Annotated in this window: 17 protein-coding genes and 1 pseudogene; 9 read left to right on the top strand and 9 right to left on the bottom strand. The window is 73.5% G+C overall.

Going from position 1 to position 21,446, the window contains the following annotated elements; genetic code table 11:
• Nucleotides 1-7 precede the first annotated feature (7 nt).
• The 4 genes and pseudogenes from M1E25_RS19010 to M1E25_RS18995 form a co-directional block, all read right to left on the bottom strand.
• Nucleotides 8-571, bottom strand: a complete 564-nt coding sequence (locus tag M1E25_RS19010) for a GNAT family N-acetyltransferase (RefSeq protein WP_251417199.1) — start codon at nucleotides 569-571, stop codon at nucleotides 8-10.
• Nucleotides 568-1,830 carry an NAD(P)/FAD-dependent oxidoreductase gene (locus M1E25_RS19005; RefSeq protein ID WP_251417197.1) on the bottom strand — a complete coding sequence of 421 codons (1,263 nt, stop codon included), beginning with the start codon at nucleotides 1,828-1,830 and terminating at the stop codon, nucleotides 568-570. Before M1E25_RS19005 ends, M1E25_RS19010 begins: the two co-directional genes overlap by 4 nt.
• Nucleotides 1,831-2,116: 286 nt before the next feature.
• Nucleotides 2,117-3,445 (bottom strand): deoxyguanosinetriphosphate triphosphohydrolase, encoded by a 1,329-nt coding sequence (locus M1E25_RS19000; RefSeq protein WP_251417230.1) that lies wholly within the window; start codon nucleotides 3,443-3,445, stop codon nucleotides 2,117-2,119.
• Between the two features lie 294 nt (nucleotides 3,446-3,739).
• Nucleotides 3,740-4,444 (bottom strand): annotated as a pseudogene (locus M1E25_RS18995) (sirohydrochlorin chelatase); the annotation flags it as partial.
• Nucleotides 4,445-4,578: 134 nt separating this feature from the next.
• Between M1E25_RS18995 and M1E25_RS18990 the strand changes: the two are divergent.
• Both M1E25_RS18990 and M1E25_RS18985 read left to right on the top strand, forming a co-directional pair.
• The gene (locus M1E25_RS18990) at nucleotides 4,579-5,280 is read left to right on the top strand and encodes a SanA/YdcF family protein (protein ID WP_251417195.1); all 702 of its coding nucleotides are present in this window, start codon (nucleotides 4,579-4,581) and stop codon (nucleotides 5,278-5,280) included.
• A gap of 118 nt (nucleotides 5,281-5,398) precedes the next feature.
• Nucleotides 5,399-7,561: a molybdopterin oxidoreductase family protein gene (locus M1E25_RS18985; protein ID WP_251417193.1), complete on the top strand. Its 2,163-nt coding sequence runs from the start codon at nucleotides 5,399-5,401 to the stop codon at nucleotides 7,559-7,561.
• Here the strand turns inward: M1E25_RS18985 and M1E25_RS18980 are convergent.
• From M1E25_RS18980 to M1E25_RS18965, 4 genes are all read right to left on the bottom strand, one after another.
• Nucleotides 7,556-8,566, bottom strand: coding sequence for an adenosine deaminase (locus M1E25_RS18980; protein ID WP_285830943.1), 1,011 nt, complete (start codon nucleotides 8,564-8,566; stop codon nucleotides 7,556-7,558). The genes M1E25_RS18985 and M1E25_RS18980 overlap by 6 nt on opposite strands.
• The gene (locus tag M1E25_RS18975) at nucleotides 8,563-9,018 is read right to left on the bottom strand and encodes a gamma-glutamylcyclotransferase family protein (protein ID WP_251417190.1); all 456 of its coding nucleotides are present in this window, start codon (nucleotides 9,016-9,018) and stop codon (nucleotides 8,563-8,565) included. Before M1E25_RS18975 ends, M1E25_RS18980 begins: the two co-directional genes overlap by 4 nt.
• Nucleotides 9,019-9,023: 5 nt before the next feature.
• Nucleotides 9,024-9,374: a divalent-cation tolerance protein CutA gene (gene cutA, locus M1E25_RS18970; protein ID WP_251417188.1), complete on the bottom strand. Its 351-nt coding sequence runs from the start codon at nucleotides 9,372-9,374 to the stop codon at nucleotides 9,024-9,026.
• Nucleotides 9,375-9,789: 415 nt separating this feature from the next.
• A complete protein-coding gene (locus M1E25_RS18965) occupies nucleotides 9,790-10,572 on the bottom strand; it encodes a TSUP family transporter (RefSeq protein WP_251417227.1) in 783 nt (260 codons plus the stop codon).
• A 286-nt stretch (nucleotides 10,573-10,858) separates the two neighbouring features.
• Between M1E25_RS18965 and M1E25_RS18960 the strand changes: the two genes are divergently transcribed.
• The 6 genes from M1E25_RS18960 to M1E25_RS18935 all read left to right on the top strand — a co-directional run bounded on the left by M1E25_RS18960 (nucleotide 10,859) and on the right by M1E25_RS18935 (nucleotide 17,843).
• Nucleotides 10,859-12,055 (top strand): 4-hydroxybenzoate 3-monooxygenase, encoded by a 1,197-nt coding sequence (locus tag M1E25_RS18960; protein ID WP_285830946.1) that lies wholly within the window; start codon nucleotides 10,859-10,861, stop codon nucleotides 12,053-12,055.
• A gap of 167 nt (nucleotides 12,056-12,222) precedes the next feature.
• Nucleotides 12,223-12,741 (top strand): DUF1203 domain-containing protein, encoded by a 519-nt coding sequence (locus M1E25_RS18955; protein ID WP_251417183.1) that lies wholly within the window; start codon nucleotides 12,223-12,225, stop codon nucleotides 12,739-12,741.
• Nucleotides 12,742-12,871: 130 nt separating this feature from the next.
• Complete coding sequence (locus M1E25_RS18950; RefSeq protein WP_251417181.1) at nucleotides 12,872-13,348, top strand: nucleoside deaminase; 477 nt, start codon at nucleotides 12,872-12,874, stop codon at nucleotides 13,346-13,348.
• A 165-nt stretch (nucleotides 13,349-13,513) separates the two neighbouring features.
• Nucleotides 13,514-14,860, top strand: a complete 1,347-nt coding sequence (locus tag M1E25_RS18945; RefSeq protein ID WP_251417179.1) for an NAD(P)/FAD-dependent oxidoreductase — start codon at nucleotides 13,514-13,516, stop codon at nucleotides 14,858-14,860.
• Complete coding sequence (gene nirB, locus M1E25_RS18940; RefSeq protein WP_251417177.1) at nucleotides 14,857-17,484, top strand: nitrite reductase large subunit NirB; 2,628 nt, start codon at nucleotides 14,857-14,859, stop codon at nucleotides 17,482-17,484. Before M1E25_RS18945 ends, nirB begins: the two co-directional genes overlap by 4 nt.
• Complete coding sequence (locus M1E25_RS18935) at nucleotides 17,484-17,843, top strand: nitrite reductase small subunit NirD (protein WP_251417175.1); 360 nt, start codon at nucleotides 17,484-17,486, stop codon at nucleotides 17,841-17,843. Before nirB ends, M1E25_RS18935 begins: the two co-directional genes overlap by 1 nt.
• A gap of 84 nt (nucleotides 17,844-17,927) precedes the next feature.
• Here the strand turns inward: M1E25_RS18935 and M1E25_RS18930 are convergent, their stop codons facing one another.
• Nucleotides 17,928-19,232 (bottom strand): streptophobe family protein, encoded by a 1,305-nt coding sequence (locus M1E25_RS18930; RefSeq protein WP_251417174.1) that lies wholly within the window; start codon nucleotides 19,230-19,232, stop codon nucleotides 17,928-17,930.
• A 1,339-nt stretch (nucleotides 19,233-20,571) separates the two neighbouring features.
• Between M1E25_RS18930 and M1E25_RS18925 the strand changes: the two genes are divergently transcribed.
• Nucleotides 20,572-21,446 (top strand): Ig-like domain-containing protein (locus M1E25_RS18925; RefSeq protein ID WP_251417172.1); only part of this gene is annotated, 875 nt, incomplete at its 3' end.

The following is a 21,446-nucleotide window of genomic DNA, read 5'->3' as shown; positions in this document are numbered from 1 at the left end:
GTGAATTCTACGGTGCCGGGGACGGGGCCCTCGTCCGCCCGGCGAGATCCTTCACGAAGACGTGATGCGGCCCGGCCGGCTCCAGGACGAACTCCTCCCCGGCCCGGGTGAAGCCCTGCCGCTCGTAGAAGGCCGCGGCCGGAGTGCGGCCGTTGCACCAGACGGCGCGCACGCCGCGCCGCCGCAGCTCGGCGATCCCGGCCTCGAGGACGGCCCGGCCACAGCCCTGTCCGCGGACCTCGGGCGCGGTCGCCATCCCCCGGAACCGGTAGGCGGTACGGGCCGCCGGGCCGCCGGCCGGGAGCCCGGCGGCCCGGGCCGCCTCGGCGGGCAGCGGGTCCGGGAAGAACGTGATGCAGGCCAGGACCGGCCCGCCGGATGCCGGGTCCCGCCCCTCCCCGGCAGCGGCCCGCGGCCGGTAGGCCGCGACGTGGAAGACGTCCGGATCCGCGTCCTCGGGGAAGCGGGCGGACTCCTCCGGCCCGCCGGGGCGCAGCACGTCCCGGCGCAGCGGGAAGATCTCCTCCAGCGGGACGGTCGCGGTGCGGACGGCCACCGGACCGCCGGTCACGCGAGCAGGTCCGCGAGCGGTTTGCCCGGGTCGGCGAGCGCCTCGGGGTCGACCTGCCGGCCTGAGCGGATGAGCTGCTGGATCGGGTCCGTCACGTCCCACACGTTGACGTTCATCCCGGCCAGGACCCTGCCCTCCCGGAGCCAGAAGCCGAGGAACTCCCGCTTGCCGACGTCACCGCGGCACACCACCTGGTCGTAGCCGCCGAGCGGCGCGTACCCGGAGTACTCCAGGCCCAGGTCGTACTGGTCGGAGAAGAAGTACGGGACGCGGTCGTACGTCACCGGAAGGCCGAGCATCGCACGAGCCGCGGCCGGTCCGCCGTTGAGCGCGTTGGCCCAGTGCTCGACCCGCAGCCGGGTCCCGAACAGGGGGTGCTCGGCCGAGGCCACGTCGCCGGCCGCGTAGATGTCCGGGTCACTGGTGCGCAGGCCGGCGTCGACGGCGATGCCGCCGCCGTGCTCACGGTCGGCCATGTCCAGGCCGGCCGCCTCGGCGAGGCCGGTGCGGGGGGCCGCGCCGACGGCGGCGAGCACGCTGTGGCAGGGGTGCTCCTCGCCGTCCTCGGTGCGGACCGCGAGCACCATGCCGTCCTCCCCGATGATCTCGGAGAGCCGGGTGCCGAAGTGGAAGCGGACGCCGTGCTCACGGTGCAGATCGGTGAACATCGTCCCGAGTTCCGGGCCGAGGACGTTGTGCAGCGGTGTCGGCAGCGGCTCGATCACCGTCACCTCGGCCCCGTAGCCCCGGGCCGCCGCGGCGACCTCGAGGCCGATCCAGCCCGCTCCGGCGATGACGAGGTGGCCGTTGTCGCGGCCGAGCGAGGCGAGCATCCCGCGCAGCAGGTCGGCGTGGGCGAGACGGCGCAGATGGTGCACGCCGGCGAGGTCGGTGCCGGGGATGTCGAGGCGGCGGGGTTCGGCGCCGGTGGCCAGCAGCAGCTTGTCGTAGTGGACGCGGGTGCCGTCGCCGAGGGTGACGGTCCGCTCCTCGCGGTCGAGTTCGACGGCCGGCTGACCCAAGTGCAGTTCGATCTCGGCCCGGGCGTACCAGGCGGGCTCGTGGACGAAGACGCTGTCGCGTTCGTCCGCGCCGGTCAGATAGCCCTTCGACAGCGGTGGACGTTCGTAGGGGTGGTCCCGCTCGTCGCCGATGACGATCACCCGGCCGGTGAAGCCCTCGGACCGCAGGGTCTCGGCGGCCTTCGCTCCGGCCAGTCCCCCTCCGACGATGACGTACGTCTCGTGTGCGTCGACCACTTGGCGCCTCCTCGCTACCGACATCCAGCGTGGGTCAATCCGGTGCCGGAGTCGAGCCGACGGGCGCGGTTCCGGCGGGCCCGTCCCCCCGATCACGCATCGAGCGTCCCGCACGGAGCGTGATCGGGGAAGAGGACCGGCACCGCCCGGGGCCTTCCGGGCACGGGTTCCGGCCGATCGGGTCCGGCCGCCGCACCGGCTCGGGCGGAGCGCTGCGCCATTGGAGCTACCACGTCCGGGGGCGGGATCGGGTCCGCAGCGCGGACCCGACCCCCGGCAGCGCTCGTCAGCGGCGCCGGACCAGCCGGGCGTGCAGGTTCAGCGCGGATGCGTCGGTCAGGGACGCGATCTGGTCGACAACGACACGCTTGCGGGCGGGCTCGTCCGGGGCGGCGGCGTAGAGGGCCCGGAACATGGGGTCGAGCCCGTCCGGCGCGTTCGCCGCGAGGGCTTCGGCCAGCTCGGTGACGACGACGCGCTGCTGGGCGCGGACCTGCTCCTGGTCCGCGCGCTGTATGACGTACAGATCGGCGAGCGCCTTGAGCACGGCGCACTCCAGGCGGGCCTCCCGGGGCACAACCAGCTCGGCGGAGTACCGGGTGAGGCGGCCGGATCCGTACGCCTGCCGGGTGGCGGCCTCCGCGGCGAGACAAAAGCGGCCGATGAGCTGGCTGGTCGCGTCCTTCAACCGGGCCTGGGCGACGGCCGATCCGTCGTAGCCGTGCGGCCACCACTCCTGTTCGAGGAGGCGGTCGAGGGCCTCGGCGATCTCGTCCGGCTCGGTGCCGGCCGGGGCGTACCGGTCGACGGCGGTGGCGAAGACCTCCTGGCGCTCGGCGTCGGCCAGCAGCAGGTTGGGGTCGAGGTGCCCGGCGTGCAGGCCGTCCTCGAAGTCGTGCACCGAGTAGGCCACGTCGTCCGACCAGTCCATGACCTGTGCCTCGAAGCACTGGCGGTGCTGCCGGGCGCCCCGGCGGAGCCAGGCGAAGACGGGCCGGTCGTCCTCGTAGACGCCGAACTTCGGGGATTCGGGGTCGTCGGGGCGTTCGCCGCGGGGCCACGGGTACTTGGTCGCGGCGTCGAGTGCCGCGCGGGTGAGATTGAGGCCCACGCTGACGAGTTCGCCGGTGCCCTCCTCGGGGGCGAACCGCTTGGGCTCGATCCGGGTGAGGAGCCGCAGGGACTGCGCGTTGCCCTCGAACCCCCCGCAGTCGTGGGCGAATTCGTTCAGCACCTGCTCGCCGTTGTGGCCGAAGGGCGGATGCCCGAGGTCGTGGGCGAGGCACGCTGTCTCGACGAGGTCGGGGTCGCAGCCGAGGGCCGCGCCGAGCTCCCGCCCGACCTGGGCGCATTCGAGGGAGTGGGTCAGCCGGGTGCGGGGCGTCGCGTCCCAGTCCGAGGACCGGGCACCGGGGGTGACGACCTGGGTCTTCCCGGCCAGCCGGCGCAGGGCTGCGGAGTGCAGGACCCGTGCACGGTCGCGCTGGAACGCGGTGCGGCCGGGGCGCTTGTCGGGCTCGGGGGCCCAGCGCTCGGCGTCGGACTCGTCGTACGGGCCGTCGGGGTCCGGCGTGTGGTGCGCCGCCGGGGCGTCCGACCGGTGATTGCCTGCCATGGAGGGAAGGTAACCGGCGTCGCCGGGTGGCATGCGCTCAGGGGTGGGGTCACCTTTTCGAACGGGGCCGAGGCCGGCGATCACGGTCCGACCCGCAGGTAAGCGGGAACGGCGACGCTCCGCGCCGCCGGACCAGGGAGCGATTCTCCCCTCGCCCTCGGCTTCACCGCGGGCGACACCCGGGCCCCGAACAACCGGGCATCCTCGGCAGAAGTCCGGTGAACGCGCCGTCCACGCGGCCGTCAGCGCCCCGCCCGGCCGCCCCGGGGCCGCCCCGAGCGCCCGGCGGTAGCGCTCGAGGACGAGCCGGGCCAGTGCCGGATGGTCGCCGAGCGGGGCGGCGGCGGTGCCGGGGGCGGCGGCCCGGCACCGGTCGGCGAAGTACCCCGGCGCTGCGAAGTACGAGGCGACGGCGATGTTCCGGTGCCCGCCCACGGCGAGGTCGCGGACGGCGTCGGGAACGGTGGGAGCGGAGGCCGAGGCGTAGGCGGGCCTGACGGGCACGCCGCCGAGCCGGGCGGAGAGCAGCCGGGCGGCGCGGGAGGTGTCCTCTGCCGAGCAGGGGTGGCGGGAACCGGCGGCTGCCAGCACCACGGCGTCGCCCCGGGCGGGCGAGGGCCGGCGGGGCAGCCCCGCTTCCCGGAGACGGTCGTGCAGCACCTCGGCCAGCAGCGGGTGGGGGCCGAGCGGCGGGGCGATCCGGGCGTCCAGGTGCGGGGCGGCGGCGACCGCACGCGGCAGGTCGTGCCCGGTGTGGTGGCCGCGGCCGAGCAGCAGCGGCACCAGCACCGCGCTGCCGCGCAGCCGGGCCAGGGTGGCGGCGAGCAGCGGATGATCGATCTCGATGTGCCCGAGTTCGACGCGCAGCCCGGGGCTCAGCCGGCGGACGCGGTCCAGCAGCGCGGTGACCGTGCGCAGTGCCTCGGGGTGGCGACTGCCGTGGGCGACGGCGACGAGTGCGGGCGGGGCGGGTGATGCGGTGCGGTGCGGTGCCGTCATGGACCGATCGTCGCGGGTACGGATTTCGTGGTGATTGCCGCACGGTCACGGGGGGTTTCGGCGTCCTCACCCGCGACGTCGTGCCCGTGCTGGGAGGATGTCGCGAGGTGTGGGAGGGCAAGGGGGAAATCGCTGTGGAACGTCATCGGCCGGACGTCGTCGGGTGGTTGCGTCAGCGGCGGCCACCGCGGACGAGGGCCTCGCAGCGTCGGCTGCTGCGGGTGGCGGTACTGGGCTGTGTGCTCGCGCTGCTGCCGGCGACGTGGATGAACGTGACTGCTTCGGCGCGGGTGCGGTCCGCGGCCGGGGTGCCCGCGGCGCCGGTGGCGGTGGTGTTCGGTGCGGGACTGTGGGACGGCGAGCCGTCGCCGTACCTGGCCCACCGGCTGGACACCGCCGCACAGTTGTACCGGGCGGGCCGGGTGCGGGCGGTGCTGGTGACGGGCGACAACAGCCGCCGCGACTACGACGAGCCGAGCGCGATGCGCCATTACCTGGTGCGGCGGGGTGTGCCCGGTTCGCAGGTCGTCGACGACTACGCGGGGTTCGACACCTGGGACTCCTGCGCCCGGGCCCGCCGGATCTTCGGCGTGCAGCGGGCGGTGCTGATCAGCCAGGGCTTCCACATCCGCCGGGCTCTCGTTCTGTGCCGGGCGGCGGGCGTGGACGCCTACGGTGTCGCGGCGTCCTCGGACCCGCGCGACATCACCTGGTACTACGGCGGGGTGCGCGAGATGGTCGCGGCGGGCAAGGCGGCGTGGGACGCGGCGGTGCGGCCCGATCCGCGTTTCCTCGGGCCGCGGGAGCGTGGCGTGGAGCGGGCCCTCGAACGCTGACGTGTGCGGGCACCCGTCCCTGCTCACGGCGCCCGGCCCGGACCGCTGAGGTTCCCGAGCCGCCGGTGTAACCCGACGGCGGTCCGCGGCGTAACACGCGGGGACCAGGCTGTCGGCCATGAACGTCTCCCCCGCCGCCCCGCCTGCCGTGCCCACCCACTGCCCCTACTGCGCGCTCCAGTGCGGCATGGGGCTGCGGCAGCGCCCCGGCGGTGAGGCGCTCGAAGTGGTGGAACGCCCGGGATTCCCCGTGAACCGGGGCGCCCTGTGCGGAAAGGGCCGTACCGCGCCTGACCTGCTCGCCCCGGGGACGCGGCTGACCCGGCCCCTGGTGCGCCGCCCCGGCAGGGGGCTTCGACCGGCGGGCTGGGACGAGGCGTTGGACCGGATCGCGCACGTCCTCTCCGGCAGCCGGGACGCCCACGGCGCGGACGCGGTCGCGGTGTTCGGCGGGGGCTGCCTGACCAACGAGAAGGCGTACGCGCTGGGCAAGTTCGCGCGGGTGGTGCTGGGCACCTCGCAGATCGACTACAACGGCCGGTTCTGCATGTCGTCGGCCGCCGCCGCCCATCAGCGGGCGTTCGGCCTCGACCGGGGACTGCCGTTCCCGCTGGACGACATCCCGCACACCGGGTGCCTGATCCTGGTGGGGTCGAACCTCGCCGAGACGATGCCGCCCGCGCTGCGGTACCTGACGCAGCTGCGGGCGAACGGCGGGAAACTGATCGTCGTCGATCCGCGCCGGACCCGGACCGCCGAGCAGGCGGATCTGCATCTGGCGCCGCGCCCGGGCACCGATCTGGCGCTCGCCCTCGGGCTGCTGCATCTGGTGGTCGCGGAGGGCCGGCTGGACGAGGAGTTCATCGCGGCGCGCACCAGCGGCTGGCCGGAGGCACGGGCGTCGGTGATGGCGCACTGGCCGGAGCTGGTCGAGCGGATCACCGGTGTCCCGCTGCCCGCGCTGCGCGAGGCCGTGGCGCTGTTCTGCGACGCACCGGCGTCGATGGTGCTGACGGCACGCGGACCGGAGCAGCACTCCAAGGGCACGGACACCGTGGGCGCATGGGTCAACCTCTGCCTGGCCACCGGCCGGGCGGGCCGCCCGTTCTCCGGTTACGGCTGCCTGACCGGCCAGGGCAACGGCCAGGGCGGTCGGGAACACGGCCAGAAGGCCGACCAGTTGCCCGGCTACCGCAAGCTCGACGACCCGGCCGCCCGGGCCCACGTGGCGGCCGTCTGGAGCGTGGACCCGGACGCGCTCCCGGGGCCGGGCCGCAGCGCGTACGAGCTCCTCGACGCCCTCGGCGGCGACGTCAAGTCGCTGCTGCTGATGGGCTCCAACCCGGTGGTGTCGGCCCCTCACGCCTCCCGGATCACCGAGCGGATCGGGGCGCTGGACTTCCTGGCGGTCGCCGACGTGGTGCTGTCCGAAACGGCCCGACTTGCCGACGTCGTCCTGCCGGTGACGCAGTGGGCCGAGGAGACCGGCACCACCACCAACCTGGAGGGACGGGTGATCCTGCGGCGGCAGGCGGCCGATCCGCCGCCCGGGGTCCGCTCCGACCTGGAGGTACTGCACGGGCTGGCCGTGCGGCTCGGCCACGGCGACGGTTTCCCGACTGATCCGCAGCAGGTGTTCGGGGAGCTGGCGCGGGCGTCGGCGGGCGGCCCGGCCGACTACTCCGGGATCTCCTACCGCCGGATCGCCGAGGAGGACGGCGTGTTCTGGCCCTGCCCGGACGCCCCGGCGCCGGACTCCGAAGACGGCGCGTCGGACGCGAGAGCCGCGGCCGCCCCGCACCCCGGCACGCCCCGGCTGTTCCTGGACCGCTTCGCCACGGACGACGGCCGGGCGAGGTTCGTCCCCGTGGCGCACCGCCCGGCCGCGGAGGAGCCGGACGCCGACTTCCCGGTGCTGCTGACGACCGGGCGGGTGCTGGCCCAGTACCAGTCCGGGGCGCAGACCCGGCGGGTGACCGAGCTCAACGCTGCCGCGCCCGGACCGTTCGTGCAGGTGCACCCGCTGCCGGCGGACCGGTTGGGGGTGTCCGAGGGCGACGCGGTGGCGGTGGTGTCCCGGCGGGGCCGGGCCGTCGCACCGGCGCGGATCGGGACGGACATCCGGCCGGACACCGTCTTCATGCCCTTCCACTGGCCGGGCGAGGGCCGCGCGAACACCGTGACGAATCCGGCGCTCGATCCGGTGTCCCGGATGCCGGAGTTCAAGGTGTGCGCGGTCCGGCTGGAGCCGCTGGACGGACGGGCACGAGCCGCCCTATGAGATGCGGGCCGGGTGCCGGTCGACCTCCGCGATGAGGGCGTCGCGGCCGGCGGCATCGAGGAAGGAGGCGCGGAAGGAGTTCCGTGCCAGGGTGCGCAGTTGCTCCTCGCCGAGGCCCAGGTCCTCCCGGATCGCCCGGAAGTTGTCGTCGACGTAGCCGCCGAAGTAGGCGGGATCGTCGGAGTTGACGGTCACCAGCAGCCCGGCGTCCAGCATGGCGGGCAGCGGATGGTCGGCGAGCCGGTCGACGACGCGCAGCGTCACGTTCGACAGCGGGCAGACGGTGAGGGGGATCTGCTCGGCGGCCAGCCGCGCGACGAGGGTGTCGTCCTCCAGGCAGCGCACGCCGTGGTCGACGCGGTCGACGCCGAGGACGTCGAGCGCCTCCCACACGTAGGACGGCGGGCCTTCCTCCCCGGCGTGGGCCACGCACCTGAGCCCGGCGTTCCGGGCACGGGCGAACACCTCGCGGAACTTCGACGGCGGGTTGCCCACCTCGGCGGAGTCCAGGCCGACGGCAGTGATGCGGTCGAGGTACGGCCGGGCGCTGTCGAACGTTTCGAGCGCCTCCTCCGCACTGGCGTCACGGAGGAAGCACAGGATCAGCCGGGTGCTGATGCCGTACGTCTCCGGGGCCCGGTCCAGGGCGCGGCTGAGGCCCTCGATCACGGTGCCGATCGGCACCCCGCGGGCGGTGTGGGCCTGCGGGTCGAAGAAGATCTCCGCGTGGCGGACACCCTGCTGCCGGGCACGGGCCAGGTAGGCGTCGGCGAGTTCGGTGAAGTCGTCGGCCGTGCGCAGCACTGCCATGAGCGCGTAGTAGAGGTCCAGGAACGACTGGAGGCCGTCGAAGGAGTAGGCGGCGCGCAGCGCGTCCTCATCGGCGAACGGCAGTTCTACGCCGTTGCGGCGGGCGAGTTCGAAGGCGAGCCCGGGTTCGAGCGTGCCCTCGATGTGCAGGTGCAGCTCGGCCTTGGGCAGGGGCGGCGAGGTCGGCTCTGTCAACGGGATTCCTCCTTGCGGGCGGCCTGTCCGGAGGCGGCTGCCGGCCATCGGCCGCCCGGCAGCGGCGTCCCCGAGGTCCGCAGCCGGCAGGCCATCGGGGCGGCGGCGAAGTACACCCAGGCGTCGGTCGTACTGCCGTCGCTCAGGCGGACCGTGCGCAGCTCCCGCTCGTACAGGTTGTCGCGGGCGCCGGGCCGGTACCCCTCCAGTTCGTCGAGTGCGGTGAGCAGCGGCGCGTACTGCGCGGGTTCCGGCTGCAGGACCTCGCCCCGGACCTCGCAGCCCGGTTCGGGGAGGGCGAACGGATAGCCGGGGCCCTCGTACAGGATGGCACCGGGGAGGACGGCGGGCTCCTCGGAGAGGGTGCGGCCCCGGACGTGGCGGGCGTGGTTGCCCTGGCCGGGGCGCAGGGTGCCGTAGACGAAGACGGGCGGGTGCTCGGGGTCGCGCACGGGGGTCACCGTCCGGGGCCGGTGCTTTCTGCGGGAGCGGCGGTTTCGGCGGTCACCCACGCGAGGTAGTCGGCGCCGCCGCGGACGACGGGGGTGGCGATGATCTCCGGGGTGTCGTAGTCGTGCACCGAGCGGATGTACGCCTCCAGGTGCTCGTACTGCGAAGCCGCCGTCTTGAGCAGCACCTGCCACTCGGGGGCCGTCTCGATTGCGCCCTCCCAGCGGTACACGGAGGTGACGGGCCCGCTGATCTGCGCGCAGGCCGCGACCCGGTCCTCCACGGCCCCTCGGGCGAGCGTCTCGGCCTTCTCGGCGCTGTCGGTGGTGGTCAGCACGGTGAGGTGTTCGGCGTGCACGGGTCCTCCGTCCCTGGTCGTCCGGCACTGCGGAGTTCGTCTCGTACGGCCGAGTCCACACCGCATGCGGCGGCATCGCAAACCGCTCTGGGAGCCGTAGGGGTCACGGATCGTGTGGCGGCGCTGAGCAGCCTCGAGGACGTCCTGGGGGAAGCGGTCGCCGGCCACACAGTGGCGGCCTTGGTCCGGCCGACGGCACTGAGGATGCCCGCCTTGACGAGTGCCTGCATGTCGCGGGTGGCCTGCTGGGAGTTCAGCCCTTCGCTCTTCTCGTAGCGTGAGCGGCGCACGCGTCCCGCCACGGCGACTTCATGCAGCGCGGCAACCTGCCGTTCTACGGCGTCGCCTACGGCATGAGTCACTGATACCCGGTGACTGTCACCGGGGGCGGATGGTGATCTCGTCCGTCGTCCGCTCAGCCCGCGAGCCACTGGTCGTGGGCGAGCTTGCCGATCAGGCCGACGACGACCACGACCAGGACGGTCCGCACGAACCCGCTGCCGCGCTTGAGCGCGGTACGGGCGCCGAGGGTGCCGCCGGCGAGGTTGAACACGGCCATGAGTGCCGCGAGCCGCCACAGAACGGTGCCCTGGGCGGTGAACATCACCAGCGCGCCGAAGTTGGTGCACACGTTGACGACCTTGGTGGTGGCCGAGGCCGTGACCAGGTCCATGTGGAGGATCGCGGCCAGTGCGATCACCAGGAACGTGCCGGTGCCGGGCCCGATGAGTCCGTCGTAGAAGCCGATGCCGACGCCCGCGACGAGGATCGCGACCAGCACACGCTGCCGCCCCGCCGGTCCGGGCGCGGGCGCGGTGCCGAAGGCGGGCCGGAACAGGACGAACGCCAGAACGGCGAGCAGGACCACCATGATCAGCGGGCGCAGCAGGTCGCTGTCGATCCCGGCGGCGAGCGACGCCCCGCCGGCCGATCCGGCGATCGCGGCCAACCCGATGCGGACGGCGGTGCGCACGTCGACCGGCGCGCGGCGGATGTACGTCACGGCCGCCGCCGACGTGCCGACGATGCCCACCGCCTTGTTGGTGCCGAGGACGAACGTCGGTGGAGCCTGCGGCAACCCGACCATCAAAGCGGGGAGTTGGAGCAGTCCGCCGCCGCCGACCACGGCGTCGATCCAGCCGGCGGCGGCAGCGGCGAGGCAGAGCAGGACCAGGGTCGTCAGGGGTATGTCGCCGATCGTCACCGGACGACCCTATGCGGGGGGCCGGCCGAACCGGTGCCGCGGGTTCGGTCGGGATCCGCCGGCGACCGGCCGGCAGGCGACGTTCGATCCGGTGTTCTTTGCTCCCCGGTGCTCCGGGAATGCTGCGGCACTGGTGCGGCCCGTAACGTCGAACCGGTTGCCGGCGCGGGGCGAAGTGGACCGGACACCTGCACCCCCGCCGCTCCGGCCGCGGCACCGGGGGCCCATACTGCGTCCCCTGATCCCCCATCACTGCTCGAAGGGACCCCGCGACGTGGCTCTGTCTCCCTCGACCACCCGCACCTCGGTCGTCGTCATAGGCGCCGGCCCGGCCGGACTCACTCTGGCGAACGTGCTGCGCTCCGGCGGCGTGGACTGCGTCGTGCTGGAGGCGGAGAACCGGGAGTTCATCGAGCAGCGGCCGCGCGCGGGGTTCATGGAGGAGTGGGCCGTCCGGGCGCTGCAGGCGCGCGGGCTGGCGGACCGCCTGCTCCAACGTGCCCAGACCCAGGAGAAGTTCGAGTTCCGCTTCTCCGGCCACCGCCACACCGTCCGGCCGGTGGACCGGATCGGGCGGCGCCACTTCGTCTACCCGCAGCCGCTGCTGGTGACCGACCTGGTCGCCGCCTACGCGGACGCCCAGGGCGGCGACATCCGTTTCGGGGTCCAGGACGTCGAACTGCACGGACTCGAGAGCGAGCAGCCCGCGGTGTCGTACACCGACCCGGCGACCGGCGAGCGACACCGCATCGCCTGCGCCACGGTCGCGGGCTGCGACGGTGCGCGCGGCGTGTCGCGGGCCGCCGTCCCGGAGGACCGGATGACCGTCGCCCGACACGACTACGGCCTCGGCTGGCTTGCGCTGCTCGCCGAGGCCCCGCCCTCCTCCGACGGCGTCGTCTTCGGCGTCCACCCCAGCGGTTTCGGCGCCCACATGGCCCGCAGCCCCGAGGTGACCCGCTACTACCTGGAATGCCCCGCCGGGGACGACCCGGAGAACTGGCCGCACGAGCGCGTCTGGTCGGAGCTGCGGACCCGCCTGGCCGCTGCGGACGTGCCGCCGCTCAACGAGGGCCGGCTGATCGAGAAGCGCGTACTGGACATGCACAACTACGTGGTCGAGCCGATGCGTCACGGACGGCTGTTCCTGGCGGGCGACGCAGCCCACCTCGTCGCACCCATCGCCGCGAAGGGCATGAACCTCGCCATCCACGACGCGCTGACGCTCGCCGACGCGCTCATCGCCGATGCCGCCGGGGACGGGAGCGCCCTGGACGGCTACTCGGACACCTGTCTGCGGCGCGTGTGGCAGTACCAGGAGTTCTCCCTGTGGTTCTCGGACGTCCTGCACGGCGCATCCTCCGGCGACCCGTTCCGGGCCGGGACCGCCGAGGCCCGGCTGCGGCGGATGCTCGGCTCCGCGGCGGCGAGCACGGCGTTCGCGGAGCTGTACATGGGCGAGGAATCCGACCACTAGGGTCCCGCCTCAGCGGATCGGCCGAGCCGGGTCGGCCGTCGCGAGGCCTGTCGACATGCGGCCACGCGTGCACGTTCGTGACCTGCCGGATGCGCCGAAGCAGTTCGGTCGAACCTCGTGTCCGATTTCCGCCGGCGCGCCGTGGGCCGGCTGTCGACACTGGACCTGTGACCGCATACACGCCTCTGCCCATCCCTCCCACCGCGCTCGAGGAACTCCGCGACATCGATGACGCCGGGCAGCTGCCGCGGCCGTACACCGCGCGCGAGGACGGTGTCCCCCTCGACTGCGTGGGAAGCCCGCTGCGCTGTTGCCTGAGGGCCATCGAGCCCGGCGAGCGGGTCGCCCTCGTCTCCTACGCGCCGCTGCGCCGATGGGCGACGGCGACCGGGGCCGAGCCCGGGGCCTACGACGAAGCAGGGCCGGTGTTCATCCACACCGACGCATGCGGAGGGCCACGGAGCGCCCGGGGCTACCCCTTCGCGCGACCGGGGGCTCTGCGCACCATCCGCCGGTACAACGCCGAAGGACACATCGTCGGGGGCCGCTTCTTCGAGATCCCGGACCATGCCGAGGCCGGGTTCGACCGGGTCTTCGAGGAAGCGTTCGCCGAGCCGGAGGTGGCACTGGTGCACGTGCGGGCTCTGGAGTACGGCTGCTTCCAGTTCGAGGTCCGGCGACCGTAGGCCGTGCCCGGCGGACCGGTCGCGCTCAGGGGCACGGCCGTCGTCGACCCCTCAGTGCAACGCGTTGTGCAGCGTCATTCGCCGGACGCCCCCTACCATGCCCTCGAGATCGCGTACTGGGGGCAGCAAGATGGACAACGCCGAGCTGAAACACCTGAGCCGCTGCGTGGAACTGGCGTCGGAAGCACTGGAGGCGGGCGACGAACCGTTCGGCTCCGTACTCGTCGCCGCGGACGGGACGGTCCTCGCCGAGGACCACAACCGTGTGGCCTCGGGCGACCGGACCCGCCATCCGGAGTTCGCGCTGGCGCGATGGGCCGCGGCGAACATGACGTCCGGGGAACGGGCGGCGGCGACCGTCTTCACCTCCGGCGAGCACTGCCCGATGTGCGCCGCCGCGCATGGCTGGGTCGGGCTGGGGCGCATCGTGTACGTGTGCTCGTCCGAGCAACTCACTTCCTGGCTGACCGCGTTGGGGGTTCCCGCGCCTCCCGTCCGCCCCCTGCCCATCCGGGAGATCGTCCCCGGCGTCGTTGTGGAAGGTCCGGTTCCCGGCCTCGCGGAGCAGGTACGCGATCTGCACCGCCGCTTCCACCAGAAAGCCTGACCGGCACGAGGTGGGACGGAATTCGGGGCTCTTCGCCCGAAGAGCAGCCGCGCTCGAAGCGGCATCCCTCCTCACAGCTCCTGCAGGGCGGCGCTGAGGGCAGCGTTCCCGGCGGGTAACCGCCGGGATGCGGGCGGGAAACGGCCGCCGCGCACACTGCGGTGCATGGCCCCTTCGACGACCGCCGGTCCCCGCCACAGCCCCCACCCCCACCGCATCGTGGTGGTCGGCGGTGGCATGGCCGGCAGCCGGCTCGTCCAGCAGCTGGCCGGATACCGGACGGGAGCCGAGGTCACCGTCATCGGCGAGGAACCGCACCCGCCCTACAACCGGGTGCTGCTCGCCGAGGTGCTGGCCGGGCGGTACGCGCCCGAGGTCGCCGCCCTCCCCTCTCCCGCGTCCACCGCGGGCATCCGCACCCTGCGCGGGACCCGGGCCGTGCGCATCGACCGGACGGCCGCCGAGGTGCACTGCTCCGACGGACAGCGGGTGCCGTACGACGAGCTGGTGCTGGCCACCGGCGCCAACCCGGTGCTGCCGCCGCTGCGCGGCCCGGCCGACCACGGCCCGCACGGCGGCGGGACTCTGCCCGCCGGGGTGCATCCCTTCCGCACCCTGGACGACTGCCTCGCCCTGTCGGCCGCGGCCCGGCCGGGACTGCCCGCCGTGGTCATCGGCGGCGGGCTGCTCGGCGTCTCGGCAGCCCGGGCGCTGGCCCGGCTCGGCTGCCGCGTCGTCCTGGCCCAGCAGGGCGAACAGCTGATGGAACGCCTGCTGGACGCCGCTGCGGCACGCGAACTGGTCCGTCACCTCGAGGCATCCGGTGTCGAGGTGCACACCGAGTGCTGGGCCCGCGGGCTGCTGACGGGTCCGGGGAACGAGGCCCCGGACGGCTCGCCGCGCAGGCGTCGCGACCGGGGAGGCGCACGGGCCGTGCACGCCGTCGAACTCGCCGACGGATACGTGCTCGACGCCCAACTCGTCGTGCTCGCCTGCGGGGTGCGGCCCCGCACCCGACTCGCCCGGGACGCCGGGCTGGACGTGCGGCACGGCATCGTCGTCGACGACCGGCTGCGGACGAGTGACCCCCGGATCCACGCGATCGGCGACTGCTCCGAACACGACGGCGTCGTGCACGGGCTGGCCGGACCGGCCCGGGAACAGGCGGACGTGCTGGCCGCGATCCTGGCCGGACGGGAGCCCGCGCCGCGCTACACCGGAACCCGCCTGCTGACCCGGCTGACGCTTGCGGCGCACGGCAGCCGAGGCCCCTTCGACCTGGCCGCGTTCGGCGACGTCCGGCCCGCACCCGGCGACGAGGTCGTCCGGCTCTCCGACGCCACCCGCGGCGCCTACCGCAAGGTCGTCGTCCGTGACGGCCGGCTGGCGGGCGGAATCCTGCTGGGCGATCTCAGCGGGGTCGGCGCGCTCTCCCGGACCTGGGAGCGCGACGAACCCCTGCCCGCCGACAGCCTGCTGCACCTGTTCACCGACCACGGAGGACCGCGATGACCACCGTTCCGAAAGCGACCGCCGCTGCCGAGACGCCCGGCCCCACGATCGTGCTCGCCGGCCACGGAATGGTCGGCCAGCGGTTCCTCGAGGCCCTCGCCGAGCGGGGCGTCACGGACCGGGCACGTGTGGTCGTGCTCGGCGAGGAGCCCCGCCCGGCCTACGACCGGGTCCGGCTCACCTCGTACTTCACCGGGGTCACCCCGGACGGACTCCGCCTCGGCGAGAGCGACTTCGCCCAGCGCCACGGCATCGAGACCCGCCTCGGCGACCCGGTGACCGCCGTCGACCGCGAAGCCCGCACGGTCACCACCCGGTCCGGGTTCACCGTCGCCTACGACACGCTCGTCCTGGCCACCGGCTCGTACCCGTTCGTGCCGCCGGTGCCCGGCAAGGACGCCGAGGGCGTGTTCGTCTACCGCACGATCGAGGACCTCCTGGCCATCGAGGCGTACGCGCAGCGCGGCCCGACCTCCGGCGCGGTGATCGGTGGCGGCCTGCTCGGGCTGGAGGCCGCCGGGGCACTGAGCGGGCTCGGACTGGACACGCACGTCGTGGAGTTCGCGCCGCGCCTGATGCCCGTCCAGGTCGACGAGGGCGGCGGCGCCGCGCTGCGCCGCACCGTCGAAGGGATGGGCCTGCACGTACACACCGGCGTGGGGGCGAAGAAGATCGTCGCGGACGACGCCGGGGCCGTCACCGGGCTCGTCCTGTCCGACGGATCCGCGCTCGACACGGGCCTCGTCGTGTTCTCCGCCGGTATCCGTCCGCGCGACCAGCTGGCGCGTGACTGCGGTCTGGAGGTCGGGGAACGGGGCGGCATCGCCGTGGACGAGCACTGCCGGACGTCGGACCCGGCGGTGTACGCGATCGGCGAGTGCGCGCTCGCCGCCGACGGGCGGGTGTACGGACTCGTCGCACCCGGCTACGAGATGGCCGCGACCGCCGCCGACGCGGTGGCGGAGCAGGCGTCACCGGCGCGGTTCACCGGCGCCGACACCTCCACCAAGCTGAAGCTGCTCGGCGTGGACGTGGCGAGTTTCGGCGACGCACACGGCACCGCCGACGGCTGCCTCGACGTCGTCTGGGCCGACTCTCGCGCCGGCGTCTACAAGAAGCTCGTCGTCGGCGTGGACGGCACCCTGCTGGGCGGGGTGCTCGTCGGTGACGCCGACGCCTACGGCACCTTGAGGCCGCTGACCGGCTCGGTGCCGCCGGTCCCTCCCGAGCAGCTGGTGCTGCCGGCCGGCGCCGGGCCGACCGCGGCTCCCGGCCCCTCCGCCCTGCCCGACGACGCGGTGGTGTGCAGCTGCCACAACGTCACCAAGGGCGCCATCCGGTCGGCCGTCACCGGAGACGGCTGCACGGACGTGCCTGCGGTGAAGAAGTGCACCAAGGCCGGTACGGGCTGCGGCAGTTGTGTCAAGGCACTCACCACGCTGGTCGGCGACGAGCTCCAGGCGTCGGGCGTCAGCACCGACAGCGGACTGTGCGGCTGCTTCGCACACACCCGTGCCGAGCTGTACGAGATCGTGCGGGTGCGCCGACTGGCCTCCTACGCCAGGGTGCTGGACGAGCACGGCCGCCCGGAGGCACGCGGCGGCGACGGCTGCGAGACCTGCAAACCGGTGGTGGCGTCCGTGATCGCCTCGCTGGCCCCGTCGATCGGCGCGGACGGCTACGTCCTGAACGGCGAACAGGCCGCCCTGCAGGACACCAACGACCACTTCCTCGCCAACCTCCAGCGCAACGGCTCGTACTCGGTCGTCCCGCGCATTCCCGGCGGCGAGATCACCCCCGAGAAGCTGATAGTCATCGGCGAGGTGGCCCGGGACTTCGGCCTCTACACCAAGATCACCGGTGGGCAGCGGATCGACCTCTTCGGCGCGGCCGTCGACCAGCTGCCGCTCATCTGGTCCCGGCTGGTCGACGCCGGCTTCGAATCCGGCCACGCCTACGGCAAGGCGCTGCGGACCGTGAAGTCCTGCGTGGGGCGGACCTGGTGCCGCTACGGGGTCCAGGACTCGGTCCGCATGGCCATCGACCTCGAACTGCGCTACCGGGGGCTGCGCGCCCCGCACAAGCTGAAGTCCGCCGTGTCCGGCTGCGCCCGCGAGTGCGCCGAGGCGCGCGGCAAGGACTTCGGGGTCATCGCCACCGCGAGCGGCTGGAACCTGTACGTCGGCGGCAACGGCGGGGCCGAGCCGCGCCACGCCGACCTGCTCACCCAGGACCTCTCGGACGCCGAACTGATCCGCATCATCGACCGGTTCCTGATGTTCTACATCCGCACCGCGGACCGGCTGGAGCGCACCTCCGCATGGCTGGAGCGCATCGACGGCGGTCTCGAGCACGTGCGGGACGTGGTCGTCCACGACTCGCTCGGCATCTGCGACGAGCTGGAACAGCTCATGGCCGACCACGTAGCCGGCTACCGGGACGAGTGGAGCGCCACGCTCGACGACCCGGAGCGGCTCCGCCGGTTCGTCTCCTTCGTCAACGCACCCGGGACGCCCGACCCCTCGGTGCGGTTCGTCCCCGAACGCGACCAGATCAAGCCGGACCTGAATGTCCTGGCCGGCCCCGTCCTGCCTGTACGCAGCCTCGAAGGGAGCACCACCTGATGAGCATCGCCCCGCCACTCGCCCCCGAGCACACCGTCATGCGCGCAGAACTGCTGCTCGGCCGTGACTGGTTCGCCGTCTGCGACCACACCTGCCTCACCCCCGGCCGCGGCGTCGCCGCGATCCTCCCGGACGGCAGCCAGGCGGCCCTGTTCACCGACCGGTCCGGGCAGGTGTACGCGATCGACAACCGGGACCCGGTGACCGGCGCGTACGTCCTCTCCCGCGGCCTGACCGGGTCCGTGAACGGACGGCCCTTCGTCGCGTCCCCGCTGCTCAAGCAGCGCTACGACCTCGCCACCGGCCGGGGCCTGGACGACACGACGGCCGTCCGCGCCTACCCGGCGCGGGTCCGCTGAGGCCCCGGACGGGCCCGCCCGGAACCGGCAGGACCGGTCGGGGCCGTCCTCCCCGTCGGCGGGGAACAGACGTGCGCGAGGATGTCACTCCGCTTCGCCGGAGCGGCGACGGCGTGCAGCGACCAGCCCGCCGATGAAGCCGACGACCAGGCCCCACAACAGACCGAAGCCGACCAGCGCCCCGAGGTTCGGGTCGAGGGTGATGTTGCCGCCGAGGCTGTCGATGTTCCCCACACCGAGCACCGACAGACCGAAGCGCGCCTCGATGGGGGTGACGAGCCCGACGACGAGCAGGGTGACGCCCACGGCGACGGCCATGCGCAGCGCGTGCCTCCACGGTTGCATCCGCCCGCCCCCGTCGGCCGGGGTGCGGAGCGCGGCGAGGATCCCGGCGCCGAGCAGCAGCACGGCCGCAGCGGGCAGCAGCAGCCAGGCCCGGCCGTCGTAGCCGGCGAGGGTGCCCAGATCGAGGGTGCGGTCGTTGCCGCCGGTTCTGAGGACCTGGTCGAGCACCTGGGGCATGGGCAGGCCGACGGGCTTGGTGACGTGGCCGTCCCACGAACCGCCCATGCCGATGCCGAGGCCCATCCAGACGAGGTTCGGCAGACTGAGGAGGACGACCGCGAAGGTCTCGCCCGGGTAGTCCCCGGCGATCGCCACGATCACCCCGACGATCACGCCGATGACCACACAGCAGAGCAGAACCAGCAGCATGGCGTGCGCGGGCGGCCGGACGGCGTCCTGGAAGCGCCGCGCCCCGGTGGGCAACGGGGCCTTGCGCGACACCATGAACGTCAAGGCCAGAACGGCCAGCAGCCACAGCAGGCCGAGGCCGACCGTGGCGACGCCGTCGGCACGGAAGCCGACGGTGGGGGCCGCGTCGAGGGCGTCGCCGAGTTCCTGGGCGATCCCACCTCCCACGGACACTTTGAACGTGTGGCGGGTGACGACCGCGAGGACGATCAGCGCAACGATCCACCACCCGGCCGTCCAAGCGACGCGGCCTCCCAGTTCCGCTCCGGTGACCGCCGGCCGGCGGCGCAGCGGCCGGAGGAACAGTACCCCGATCACCAGGGCGCCGACGAGAGTGACGGACAGCGGGACCACGTCGAGGGCAGCGTCCGTCTGGGCGAGGAAGCCGGCGTTCCCGTGGAGTTCCACGGTGCCGCCGACCGCGTCGACGACCACGGCGGCCACCACGCGGGGGAACGCCCCGTCGGGCAGATCGGTGGCGCCGGCGGCCCACAGGCCGAGGGTCGCCACGATCCACATGACGACGATCCCGGCGAGCACGGTGCCCAGGCCGTCGAGCCAGGCCCGTCCCCGGGGCGGCGCGGCGCCGGCGGTTCCTGGCGCGCCTGTCGGGTGCTCCTGCCGCGAGCCGCTCACACTGCCTCCCTGCCGGTCTGCCGGTCTGCAGCCACGGGAAGTCACGTGCCCGCAGACGAGGGGCGCCCCGACGCCGGGCGGGGCCCAGGTGCGGCGGAGCCATCCCACGGTAAGCAGGGCCGGGCGGTCCCGCTTGCGGGAGCACCGGTCCGGGGGTGCCATACGGATTCCGGCCCGGCCGGTCCGGTGGTCGAGCCGGAGGTCCACGACGTCACGTCCCGGCGGCCGGAGGGGCGTCGCGGGCCGCGGGGCGGGAACGGTGCGGGCGGCCGGGTACGGGCGACGACAGTCGGGAGGCCGGACGCACAGGTGCCCCCGCCCGATCGCACCGGCCCTCGGCGGCGCTCGAGGCGCGACCCGGTTCCGCCGGACACCGGCCGCGGCGCCACCCCTCGTCCGGCGCCCGTTCGGGTGAGCAGGCACCGGAAGAGACACCCGTCCTCCGGGCCTTCTGTCGGGGGCCCGCCCTCCCCCGTCCGCGCCGTCGTCCGCCCGCGCCGGGCGTGCACGATCCGTGCCCGGCTGGGGTACGCACAGTCCTCCGGACCGGACGACCCCCGTACGCCGGGCTGCCCACGGCCTCCACCGGGAGGGAGGGGCGCAAGAAGGCGCACGAGGATCCGGGGGGACTGCACCTTCAGGCCCCGCCCCCGGGTACAACCCCGTCTTCGGAGAAGCAGCTCACGACGACGCCGCTTCCGGCTACGGGGCGTGGCCGCGGGCCCTAGCACGCGACGTCGGCCGTTCGTCGGCGTTCACCGCGACGTGCCGGGACGCACGACTGTCGTCACACGCATCCATCAGGGCACAACCACGGGACACCCCTCACGGCCTGCGCCGGCCGCTCGGCATGCCCTTCGCCGCCGGATCGCCCCGGGACGCCACGATCCTCCCGAAGGGGGGCGCAGGAGCGGGCACACACGAGGCACACCCGGCGCACGATCGAATTTCTGACCGATCCATCATCACCGTGAGTGAACCGCGCGATCCGGATTCTCTCTCACCAACACCCTCGACTTACGCAACACCGCAAGGGACGAACATCTCCTTATCAGGCCAAAAGAGATATGCGCCGCAGCGTCGCGCGCCGTCGGCCCAACGCGCCGTTCGCCCCCAACTGCGCTGCGCCAAAAGGGCGATATTGCCCCCGCCCATCTGGCTCAACGACGAGCGGCCGGGGCCTACTGCAGACATCGGCAAGCGGGCACCGACCTCGTCGATATCCGGAACCCGGAAACCGGGGGGCAGGGCAGTGAACTTGCCGCTCCCCGCCGGCACTTCCGGCACCGGCCCCGAGGCGAACGTCCGCTTTCAACCACAGAGTTCGGAAGGTCGCACCATGGCACTCACCATCACCCTGGTCACCGCTTCGCCGGCCGCACCGGTCTTCGGACAGCCGGTCAACCTCACGGCCACCGTGATAGCGCCCCTGGGCGGAACACCCACCGGCACCGTCACCTTCACCGTCAGTGGTGGACCCACTCTCACGGGGACACTGTCCGGCGGAACCGCAACCGTCACGGTCAACGGTGTCGGCGTCGGCACCCACACCGTCACCGCGCACTACAACGGCGCTCCCGGATTCGACCCGTCCACCGGCACGACGGCCTTCTCCGTCACCAAGGCGTCGACGACCACGTCGGTGGGCTCGTCCCCCGATCCGTCGACTCCCGGACAACCGGTCACGTTCACCGCCACGGTGGCGGCCGTTCCGCCCGGGTCCGGCACGCCCACGGGCACCGTCACGTTCGCGATCTCGGGTTCCGGCGGCGGAACTCTGACGGGCACGCTCAACGGAAGCGGCGTCGCCACGGTCACCACCAGCACGCTGGGTGCAGGCCCTCACACCGTCACGGCCAGCTACGGCGGGGACGCCAACTTCCTGCCCTCCAGCGGCACCGACACGCACACCGTATCGCCGCCCGCGTCCACGACGACCACGATCACCGACGCACCCGACCCGTCGGTCGTCGGAGAACCGGTCAACGTGTCGGCAACGGTGGCGCCGGTTCCGCCGGCATCCGGAACCCCGACCGGCACGGTGACGTTCAACTTCGGCGACGGCTCACCCACCGTCTCCGTGCCCCTTTCGGGCGGGACGGCGACCGCACCGCCCCACACCTACGCCACAGCGGGTTCCTACACCATCACCGCCACCTACACCGGCAACGCCAACTTCACCGGCTCCTCCGACACCGAGCCGCACACGGTGAA

Origin of the sequence: Streptomyces meridianus (genome assembly GCF_023703325.1) — a bacterium.
Classification (GTDB): domain Bacteria; phylum Actinomycetota; class Actinomycetes; order Streptomycetales; family Streptomycetaceae; genus Streptomyces; species Streptomyces meridianus.
The sequence above is the reverse complement of the archived record's forward strand: the minus strand, read 5'-3'. Positions and strand labels throughout refer to the sequence as shown.

Excerpts from the sequence above, each read along its gene's own strand:
- M1E25_RS18985 (WP_251417193.1), top strand. The coding sequence starts at position 5,399 with ATGAACGTCTCCCCCGCCGCCCCGCCTGCCGTGCCCACCCACTGCCCC.
- M1E25_RS19000 (WP_251417230.1), bottom strand. The coding sequence starts at position 3,445 with ATGGCAGGCAATCACCGGTCGGACGCCCCGGCGGCGCACCACACGCCG.
- nirB (WP_251417177.1), top strand. The coding sequence starts at position 14,857 with ATGACCACCGTTCCGAAAGCGACCGCCGCTGCCGAGACGCCCGGCCCC.
- M1E25_RS18950 (WP_251417181.1), top strand. The coding sequence starts at position 12,872 with ATGGACAACGCCGAGCTGAAACACCTGAGCCGCTGCGTGGAACTGGCG.
- M1E25_RS18935 (WP_251417175.1), top strand. The coding sequence starts at position 17,484 with ATGAGCATCGCCCCGCCACTCGCCCCCGAGCACACCGTCATGCGCGCA.
- M1E25_RS18945 (WP_251417179.1), top strand. The coding sequence starts at position 13,514 with ATGGCCCCTTCGACGACCGCCGGTCCCCGCCACAGCCCCCACCCCCAC.